Consider the following 8,680-nt stretch of genomic DNA (forward strand, 5'->3'; position numbering starts at 1 on the left):
TTTCATCCCGACACTCGCCTTCGGCAGAGTGCGGGGCTTTCACGGAGAAGCTAAAAGGGTTTCGGGATAGCTATCCTGGCTCGAACGAGGAAAACATTACCTTTTCGTCAGAAAACATAGAAACCCTGACCCTCTGCGGGCAATCCGTTCCCGTCATCATTCAATAGGGAGAAGCCACCGAATTTGGATCATCAACCCCGCGTCCTGCGGTGTCCTATGCTGCCACGGTAGAGCATAACAACAAGGCGCTATTTGCATGGGTGATTGCATCGGGCGATCGCGCTTCTGAAACAGCAGAGGGTGTTTTTAATTCCCTAGAGTGTCAGTAGGCGCAGAATTATTGGAATACCGTATCCAAATCTACCTGCATGGGCGAACCGTCAACGGTAATCGTAAAGGTGCGATCGCCCGTCCACTGGAAGCTTTCGAGGTCAATATTGGCACTCATTTCGCCCAGGTTCTTTGAGGCTTCCGTTTGGAGATCAACGACGTAGATCCAGGAAGAACCTTCCATGACCTCAACAAGCACCGCATAGCGATCATCGCTAGACCACTGCACCCAATCCTTGCCCCCATACTTACCCACTGTCACCGGGTAAGCCGTGCCCTCCGCGCGATCGACCAAGAACACAGCCCAGCACAATCCGCTGCTGGGATCGGCCTCTTCACAACCTTTGACAAAGGTGTAATTCCCAGATGGAGAGGAGTCAGACACCACTAACCGCTTGGCGTACAGGGCAGACCCATCACTCACGTAGGTCACCGGAATGCTATCCAGTAAAACCTTGTCCTGATCGCTCAAGGTTCCGTCAGTGCTGAACTTCAGATCATCCTTCGCCTCACCCGGTAGCAGGGTCGTCCATGTGCCATCTGTTTTGGGAGACGCAGCTTTTGGCGCATCAGGGCTGGTCAACTGAGGCGAAGAATCGGCAGATGGCGAAGACGGTTCGGTTGCGGAAGGGGCTGATTTCGTAGAGCAGCCCCCCAAGGCAACACCCACAATCAACAGCGATGCCATAACAGAAACGGTGCGAGTTTTGGCGTGAGACATACGGCAAATGACAACCTTAATCGTTGAGCAAGACGACACATTCAATAACCACGAACTCTGATCTAGACTAGGAGCGATCGCCCAATGTTCCATTAATAAACTCGTTTAGGACGTTTGGGACTCGGACTTGAGCAGGTGAGCCGCGATCGCGATCGCCTCGTCTGGATCAGCCGCAATGCTCAGATGGGGAGCGATCGCCCTGAGATAGGAACGCCCTTGTTCGCTCCAATCCAGCAAGATCACAGGTTTTTCAGCCTTGAGCGCCAAGGCTACCTCCGAAAGCGTGCCCATACTCCCCTCAAAGGCAATCACCACATCGCTAGACAGCACATTAATATTATTCCTAGCGTTGCCCAAATCCGTCACGATGGCGATATCAACAGCAGCAGACATCCGGGAGCGATCGCTATGGGGCAAAATGCCAACGACCAGGCCATCCGCAGCCTTTGCCCCCCGACTCACGGCCTCCATGATGCCCGTGTTGCGTCCCCCTGACAGGAGCACCCAGCCTTGCTGAGCAATTAGTCTCCCTAACTGATACGCCTGCTGAATTGTGTGGTCAGATGCCGTTTCCCCAGGCCCCATCACGCCAATCATCAGGTAGGGCATGATTCCTCTCTCCGCTGAGCGATTAATCCCTGATCATTCTGAACCCGCACCCTTATTTGTCAAATCGCCGCATCAGGTAGGCCACGCCAAAATCCCCGTTGGGGTGATCTTCCAGGAGTTCCGCTAACTCAAATACCTTCGCCGCGACCTCTTCGCCCAGTTTTTCAATGGTGGCTTGGCGTTCGCGCTGGGCATACTCAATTTCCTTAATTCGGGTTTGCCACTCGCTGGAAAACAGTTGTTCGATGGCGAAATGGAGTCCCATTTGCTCTAGCGTGTCCCACTCGCCGCGATCGCACCAAATGCCCTGGCAGTTGGGACAGCGCTCGACGTAGAACGGTGTCTTCAGGGCAACCTTAGCACGCGCCAGGTAGCGGTTGCATTCCGGGCACAGAGCCGCTTTCATATCAAACGGCGACTGAACATAATCCACTTCCAGTGTTGGCAGAGCATCCGATAAAGAGTGAGGATGACGCTGTTGCCACGTGGTGTACTCATCGGCAGGAATCCAAGTGCCTTTGCAGTCGGGGCAACTGTGAACCGCCATTTCGCCTGCTAAGGTACTGGCAACTAGCTCAAATCGTCGATCTTTCGGACACAGCACAACTCGTTTCTCCCTACCAAGCCTTCTGAGGTTTCATTAAACCACTGTCTGTCTCGAATTGTTCCGCGGTCACGGGATCTGCTGCCAAAACTCTAGGGTTCCATCCTGGCGACCACAGACTAATCCGCCACCTTCGGCAAAGGCGATCGCCAGCACTGGACTTTGCCCTGACAGAGTCGCAATACCCACGGGTGAGGACGGATTCCAAAGGCGAACGGTACCGTCATGACTGGCGGTGGCAATGCGCTGACCATCACTCCGCAGGGCGATTGCCGTTACCGGAAGCCGATGGCCTTTCAGCAAATGGTGCAACCCTCCGGTATTGAAATTCCGTACCCGCAGTTCCATATCCCATCCACTGCTGATCACGATGAAGCGATCGGGGTCGGGTTGTACGCGCATCGGTTCCAGGGAGGTCATCACCACCGCACTCACCGATGCCTGATGAGCGGCTAAACGACGCATTAACTCACGGGTTGGGCTATGCCACAGGTGTACACTTCCCGACGCATCACCGCAGACTAAGAACGGAGGATTGAGGATAAAGGTTTCGACCGCGCTCGGATGCTCGAAGCGGTGGATTAGCGACCCGGATTCTAGATCCCAAACCTGCACCCCTTTATCGCGACTGCTGCTGTATAGGGTTTGACCCGACGGATCAAAGGCGATCGCCGTAATAATGTCGCGATGCCCCTCTAGGGTATGCTGAAGCTCACTGCCATTCCAGAGTTTGACGGTGCGATCGCGACTGCCCGTTGCTAAGGAACCGTCAGCGTGAAGGGCGATCGCCTCAATCGGTTGGGAGTGCGCCTTGAGGTAAGGTTCGGGCGGCACAGAATCCATGCTCCAGCGATACACCTGACCGTCATTTCCCGCCGCATACCCATCCTGCCAATCCTGGGAAAGGGCGATCGCATTGACGGCGACTCCTACCCTATCCGATCGGACACAGTGCCAGGTTTCTTCGATCGTCGGTGCAGGATCGGGCACCCTAGAAATCGCAGGTTCGGACACCGTAAAGGGACTGACCTGGCGCGAAGATTGCTCCGCCCGAACAGCCTTCACATCCCACTGGAGTTCTTCCACCGACTCGTAGCGTTTATCCAGTGACTTTTCCAGCAGGCGATCGATAATCCTGGCAAGGCGATCGCTCACCATGCCCGCCACACTGCGCCATACCCATTGCCCATTGGCCGAATTGATGAGTTCAAAGGGCGGTAGTCCAGTAAGCAGGTGAATACAGGTCACACCCAAGCTATACAGATCGCTAGCAAACGTGGCTTGGCCTAGCAATTGCTCTGGGGCGACATACTCGGCACTACCAATGACGGTGCCCACCCGTGCCAGCGTCGAATGGGTGGCGTACTTTGCCGAACCAAAATCGACCAGCACCAGCGCACCCTCCTGACCTCCAGCATCGCGGCGAATCAAGTTCGCGGGTTTCACATCCCGATGGATGACCCGATGGGTATGGAGAAATTGCAGAACGGGCAGCAGTTCATTCAGCATCGCCCAAATCTTAGGCTCATCAAAGGCGCCAAACTCTTGCATCTCTTGGAGCAAGCTTTTACCGCTAATAAATTCCTGTACGAGATAGGTGTAGCCATCCCGCTCAAAGTAGGCGTACAGTTTCGGGATCTGGGGATGCTGAAGAATGGGATCAAGCCGCATGATTTCTCGGCGCAAATTTTCGCCATCCCCCACCTGCTCGTACTCTTTGAAGATGCAGCGAGCATTGGCTAATTTACTCTCGTCCGTTGCCAAAAATGTGCGGCTAGAGTAGCCAACTCCGATCGGCTGAAAGGCTCGAAAGCGATCGCCCAGTTTTAGCCGACGACCACAGGCTGTACAAAAGGTCGCGCGGCTCGCGTTCGCAGGTTTCGGGCAACGGATGTTGAGGCAATAACTCATGGCGGTTTTCCCTCTCCGCATTCTGAGAAGATAACGTTAAGCTAGGTAGAGAACAAGAATTGTTCACCGCTGATCTGATGCGGTGAGATATCTGCGATACTCACATCAGACCTGCACAATCGACCTGCACAATCATTGTTGGTATTGATGCTCGACAAACTCCTCGATCTTTCTCCAAACCTTGGTATTGACACTCTGCTGCTGTTAGTGGTGCTCGGCGCACTAGAGGCCGTCCTGTCAGCGGATAACGCGATCGCCCTGGCTGCGATCGCTCAAGGTCTAGATACGGAAAAGCAGCAGCAGCGTGCTTTAAATATTGGCCTTGTGGTTGCGTTTGTCCTTCGGATGCTTCTGATTCTAACCGCAACTTGGGTGATCCAATTTTGGCAATTTGAGATCCTGGGGGCTGCTTACTTGCTGTGGTTGGTGTATCAACATTTCAGCTCGTCGGATGTCGATGCAGACCATCGCCACCACGGGCCCAAGTTTGCGTCCGTCTGGCAGACGATTCCGATGATTGCGCTGGCTGACCTTGCCTTTTCGCTGGATAGTGTCACGACGGCGATCGCCATTTCGAATGAAGTTTGGCTAGTGCTAGCGGGTGGGACGATTGGCATTATCACCCTCCGATTTATGGCAGGGCTATTCATCCGCTGGCTCGATGAGTTCGTTTACCTAGAGGATGCAGGATTCACCACCGTCGCGTTGGTGGGGGTGCGGCTCATTATCCGGGTCATTGATCCGCTCCTCGTTCCCCCAGAATGGGTCATGATCATGATGATTGGCCTACTGTTCGCTTGGGGATTTTCGAAACGAGTGGTACCTGATGCTGGCGAGCAGTCTATTTCCTCATCGACTCTCAATGCCCTAGAAGCCCTAGAAGCCTTAGAAGCTCCCCGTGAGGCGCAGGAAGCTTCTGTCGATTAATCTCCTAGTAAGCGGGTTCTCTTGAATCGTCTGAAACGTCCGAGTTGAGACTCTTGTTATATTCCAATGGTCTAACTGAGAAGAAACGCACGACTACTGGCGGATCCCTGGGATTAGCAATCCTGTGTATGCTGATTAACAGCAATCACTACTCGTAGGCGTTTTATGGGAACCGAAATTCAAAACGTAGGCTATCTGGCAACTCCCGCAACGGGCACAGGGTCAGGGGTCATTATTCTGCAAGAGTGGTGGGGACTTGTTCCCCATATCAAGTCGGTTGCCGATCGCTTTGCCAAGGCAGGTTATGTTGCCCTAGCCCCGGACTTGTATCACGGAGAAACGACAACTTCTCCGGATGAAGCAGGTCGATTGTTTATGGCGCTGAATATCGAGCAAACCGCAGAATCCCTCAAATCTGCGATCGACTTCCTTCTCAATCACGAAACGGTGAGCAGTACCCAAGTTGGCGTGGTGGGCTTTTGTATGGGGGGACAACTAGCGCTCTTGGCAGGCACGGTCAGCAACCAAATCGGTGCAGTGGTTGATTTCTACGGTATTCATCCTAACGTTTCTCCCAATTTCGCTAATTTAACAGCGCCAGTGTTGGGCATTTTTGGCGACCAGGATACCTTTGTCCCCCCAGACGCCGTGCTGGCCTTGGAGAAAGCGATTCGCGATGCTGGGGGGCAGATTGAAACCCATACCTATGCCAACGCCGATCACGCTTTCTTCAACGACACTCGACCAGAGGTGTACAACCCTACGGCCGCCGCCGATGCCTGGGAACGGACGCTAGCTTTTTTGAAGGGGGCGATCGCTTAAATCTCCCAAAATCCTGGTCTTTTTTGAGCAATTCGCCAGACCAGACTGCTAAGCGACATAAAAAAACCGTGTTCTCGTCTGAGAACACGGTTGAAACTGACACTTATACCAATCTCTGAGATGGTGCGCTCAAGAGATTAGGAAAATTTGGGTTGAGCGATCAGCCACCCGCAAGCGCAGGTACAATGCTGACCTCGTCCCCTGACTGGAGAGCGGTATTTTGTCCATCCAAAAATCGGATATCTTCATTGTTCACGTAGAAATTGATGAATCGGCGAAGCTGTCCCTGATCATCACACAACCGAGCTTTGATGCCCGGAAAGTTTTGATCCAGCGCATCGAGTAGCTCAGAAATATTGCTACCTTCGCATTCCAGCGTTGCCTGGTCACGAGTGAACTTTTGCAGGGGGGTAGGAATTAAAACTTTTACAGCCATAGGATATCTAACATCAAACCGAATCGATTACAACGTACCAATTTAGACAGACACTTGCTGCCATTCCAGACGCTCTAGAGTTTGAGCTCGCTCGAGCGCCCGCTCAAAGCTATCGAGCTTGGGTTCAATCGTGAGCGGTTCGCCAACGTAGCCTTGAACCGCTTCCTGAGTCTTCAGACCATTTCCGGTAATGTAGGCCACGGTCGTTTCATCAGGATTAGTTTTGCCTGCTTCGACGAGCTTCTTCAGAACTGCGATCGTTGTTCCGCCAGCGGTCTCTGTGAAGATGCCTTCGGTTTCAGCCAGCAGCTTAATCCCGTCTACGATTTCTGCATCGGTTACGGATTCAATGTTGCCATTGGTCTTACGAGCAATATCAACCGCATACACACCGTCTGCGGGATTGCCAATCGCAATCGATTTTGCGATGGTGCTGGGTTTTACCGGACTGATGAAGTCGCGACCTTCGCGGAAGGCTTGGGCGATGGGAGAACACCCTTCCGCCTGGGCACCGCTAAAGCGCACGGCTTTTTCCTCAACCAAGCCAAGAGTGGTGAACTCTTGGAATCCTTTGTAAATCTTGGTGAATAGTGAGCCGGATGCTAGCGGTGCAACCACATGGTCGGGAAGTTTCCAGCCTAGCTGCTCGGCAACTTCATAGCCCAAGGTCTTAGACCCTTCGGAGTAGTAAGGGCGGAGGTTAATATTCACAAATCCCCATCCGTGGGTGTTCGCCACTTCAGAACACAGGCGATTGACCTGGTCGTAGTTGCCATGAACAGCCATCACCGTAGGACTGTAGATGAGGGTGCCTAGAACCTTACCCGCTTCCAAGTCAGACGGGATGAAGACGCAGCATTCCAGACCTGCGTGAGCCGCGATCGCCGCTGTGGAATTGGCTAAGTTTCCGGTACTTGCACAGGAAACCGTGGTAAAACCGAGTTCGCGTGCCCGCGTCAACGCCACCGAAACCACCCGATCCTTAAAGCTGAGGGTGGGCATGTTGACCGCATCGTTCTTGATGTATAGCTCTTTCAGTCCCAGGCGACGCGCCAAGCGATTGGCCTTCAGGAGCGGCGTCATGCCAGTGCCCACATCAATCGGATCTTGAGTCGAAACAGGAAGCAGATTGCGGTAGCGCCAGATCGAGTTAGGACCCGCTTCAATCGTTTCGCGAGTGACCACTTGGCTCAAGCGGTTGTAGTCATAAACCACTTCCAAGGGGCCAAAGCAGAGTTCGCAGACGTGGATCGCTTGGGCTTCGTACTCTGCACCGCACTCTTTACACTTCAGCCCTGTGAAGTAGGTACCCGTGGATGCGCTTGTGGTGGGAATGGTTGCCTGGGTCATGTCAGTTTCTCAAAAAATTCTCAACGTTAGCTGAAAACGTAACAAGTTCAAGTCTGGTCAGGGTTTCACGCTGTTTTGCCTGAACATTGAAATGATGGTAACACGGGGTAAAACCAGCGTCAAACAAACCCGATTAAAATAGTCGGAATTGACACAGTACTTGACAAGCAACTGTTTTGGGGATGCTGAAGCAATGCTTGAGCGGATTTTATTCAAAATTTTTTGAAAAATTGCCCCAAAAAATTTTGCGCGTGCCAACAGTTCAGTCAGCACGCGCCGTCGAAAGCTTGACGGGTGAAGGTTTGGGCGATCGCCCATCCTCGGATCAGTTCTGAGATTCTGTCCAGGCGGGATGGGTCATCAGCATTTGCATCACGCGGACACCCCGGAGCTGGTTTGACAGGGGCAAATGTCCTCGCGGTGCAGACAAATCCCAAATAAACTCTTGGGGATAGCGAGTCCAGGCTGCTTCCGATCGCCAGCCAATTTTCGGCCAGAGGCGATCCCAATCTTTGTTCACCCCTAGCCAAATCTCCCGTTGGACAGAGTAGCCAAACTTGCCCTCGGAGTGCAGCATCCACAGGGTATCAATCAGGCGCAAATCCTCTACTGGAATGCTCTGCACTTCCGTAAAGTAAAGCCACTTGCGGCGGATCGCAGCATCGCCTACTAATTCGCAAAGTTTCTGAATTGTAATGCGATCGGCGTCTTCAAACTCTTGTTTAGCTAAGAGGGTTTGTAGTTTGGTGTAGTCTACGCCCCGTTGCGATTCCAGGGGCAGAATACCCGTCGGAAAGTGGGTCGCTAAGAAATCCTGGGTTGCATCGGTTTGGGCAGAGTAGAGCACTTGGTAGATTTTGCCGTTGGCTATGTTGGTCGGCTCAAGCGATTGACTACTCTGCAACACTAAGAGGTAATCCATCAGCAGGGTTAGCCCCTCTTCACCGGATTGGGCGATCGCCTCAATGGA

General features: G+C 53.0%; 10 protein-coding genes. 3 read left to right on the top strand and 7 right to left on the bottom strand.

Features of this window, described 5'->3' with window-relative positions; genetic code table 11:
- Positions 1-337: 337 nt before the first annotated feature.
- The 4 genes from IGR76_05405 to IGR76_05420 all read right to left on the bottom strand — a co-directional run bounded on the left by IGR76_05405 (position 338) and on the right by IGR76_05420 (position 4,175).
- Entirely contained in the window at positions 338-1,051 is a 714-nt protein-coding gene (locus tag IGR76_05405) for a hypothetical protein (GenBank protein MBF2077953.1), read from the bottom strand.
- A gap of 105 nt (positions 1,052-1,156) precedes the next feature.
- Positions 1,157-1,660, bottom strand: a complete 504-nt coding sequence (locus IGR76_05410; GenBank protein MBF2077954.1) for a TIGR00725 family protein — start codon at positions 1,658-1,660, stop codon at positions 1,157-1,159.
- Positions 1,661-1,712: 52 nt separating this feature from the next.
- Positions 1,713-2,264 carry a zf-TFIIB domain-containing protein gene (locus IGR76_05415; GenBank protein MBF2077955.1) on the bottom strand — a complete coding sequence of 184 codons (552 nt, stop codon included), beginning with the start codon at positions 2,262-2,264 and terminating at the stop codon, positions 1,713-1,715.
- Positions 2,265-2,333: 69 nt separating this feature from the next.
- The gene (locus IGR76_05420; protein ID MBF2077956.1) at positions 2,334-4,175 is read right to left on the bottom strand and encodes a serine/threonine protein kinase; all 1,842 of its coding nucleotides are present in this window, start codon (positions 4,173-4,175) and stop codon (positions 2,334-2,336) included.
- Between the two features lie 147 nt (positions 4,176-4,322).
- Between IGR76_05420 and IGR76_05425 the strand changes: the two genes are divergently transcribed.
- A complete protein-coding gene (locus IGR76_05425) occupies positions 4,323-5,102 on the top strand; it encodes a DUF475 domain-containing protein (GenBank protein MBF2077957.1) in 780 nt (259 codons plus the stop codon).
- A 165-nt stretch (positions 5,103-5,267) separates the two neighbouring features.
- Complete coding sequence (locus IGR76_05430; GenBank protein ID MBF2077958.1) at positions 5,268-5,924, top strand: dienelactone hydrolase family protein; 657 nt, start codon at positions 5,268-5,270, stop codon at positions 5,922-5,924.
- A 160-nt stretch (positions 5,925-6,084) separates the two neighbouring features.
- On the opposite strand, the gene IGR76_05435 is transcribed toward IGR76_05430, so the two are convergent.
- Both IGR76_05435 and IGR76_05440 read right to left on the bottom strand, forming a co-directional pair.
- Entirely contained in the window at positions 6,085-6,360 is a 276-nt protein-coding gene (locus IGR76_05435; GenBank protein ID MBF2077959.1) for a MoaD/ThiS family protein, read from the bottom strand.
- A gap of 42 nt (positions 6,361-6,402) precedes the next feature.
- The gene (locus tag IGR76_05440; GenBank protein MBF2077960.1) at positions 6,403-7,710 is read right to left on the bottom strand and encodes a threonine synthase; all 1,308 of its coding nucleotides are present in this window, start codon (positions 7,708-7,710) and stop codon (positions 6,403-6,405) included.
- Between the two features lie 182 nt (positions 7,711-7,892).
- On the opposite strand from IGR76_05440, the gene IGR76_05445 reads away from it, so the two are divergent.
- Positions 7,893-8,045 (top strand): hypothetical protein, encoded by a 153-nt coding sequence (locus IGR76_05445; GenBank protein MBF2077961.1) that lies wholly within the window; start codon positions 7,893-7,895, stop codon positions 8,043-8,045.
- Here the strand turns inward: IGR76_05445 and IGR76_05450 are convergent.
- Positions 8,036-8,677, bottom strand: a complete 642-nt coding sequence (locus IGR76_05450; GenBank protein ID MBF2077962.1) for a GUN4 N-terminal ARM-like repeat domain-containing protein — start codon at positions 8,675-8,677, stop codon at positions 8,036-8,038. The two genes, IGR76_05445 and IGR76_05450, sit on opposite strands and share 10 nt — an antisense overlap.
- Between the last annotated feature and the right edge of the window lie 3 nt (positions 8,678-8,680).

The organism is Synechococcales cyanobacterium T60_A2020_003 (assembly GCA_015272205.1).
In the GTDB taxonomy this organism is placed as follows: domain Bacteria; phylum Cyanobacteriota; class Cyanobacteriia; order RECH01; family RECH01; genus JACYMB01.

Excerpts from the sequence above, each read along its gene's own strand:
- IGR76_05405 (MBF2077953.1), bottom strand. The coding sequence starts at position 1,051 with ATGTCTCACGCCAAAACTCGCACCGTTTCTGTTATGGCATCGCTGTTG.
- IGR76_05410 (MBF2077954.1), bottom strand. The coding sequence starts at position 1,660 with ATGCCCTACCTGATGATTGGCGTGATGGGGCCTGGGGAAACGGCATCT.
- IGR76_05420 (MBF2077956.1), bottom strand. The coding sequence starts at position 4,175 with ATGAGTTATTGCCTCAACATCCGTTGCCCGAAACCTGCGAACGCGAGC.
- IGR76_05425 (MBF2077957.1), top strand. The coding sequence starts at position 4,323 with ATGCTCGACAAACTCCTCGATCTTTCTCCAAACCTTGGTATTGACACT.
- IGR76_05430 (MBF2077958.1), top strand. The coding sequence starts at position 5,268 with ATGGGAACCGAAATTCAAAACGTAGGCTATCTGGCAACTCCCGCAACG.
- IGR76_05435 (MBF2077959.1), bottom strand. The coding sequence starts at position 6,360 with ATGGCTGTAAAAGTTTTAATTCCTACCCCCCTGCAAAAGTTCACTCGT.
- IGR76_05440 (MBF2077960.1), bottom strand. The coding sequence starts at position 7,710 with ATGACCCAGGCAACCATTCCCACCACAAGCGCATCCACGGGTACCTAC.
- IGR76_05445 (MBF2077961.1), top strand. The coding sequence starts at position 7,893 with ATGCTGAAGCAATGCTTGAGCGGATTTTATTCAAAATTTTTTGAAAAA.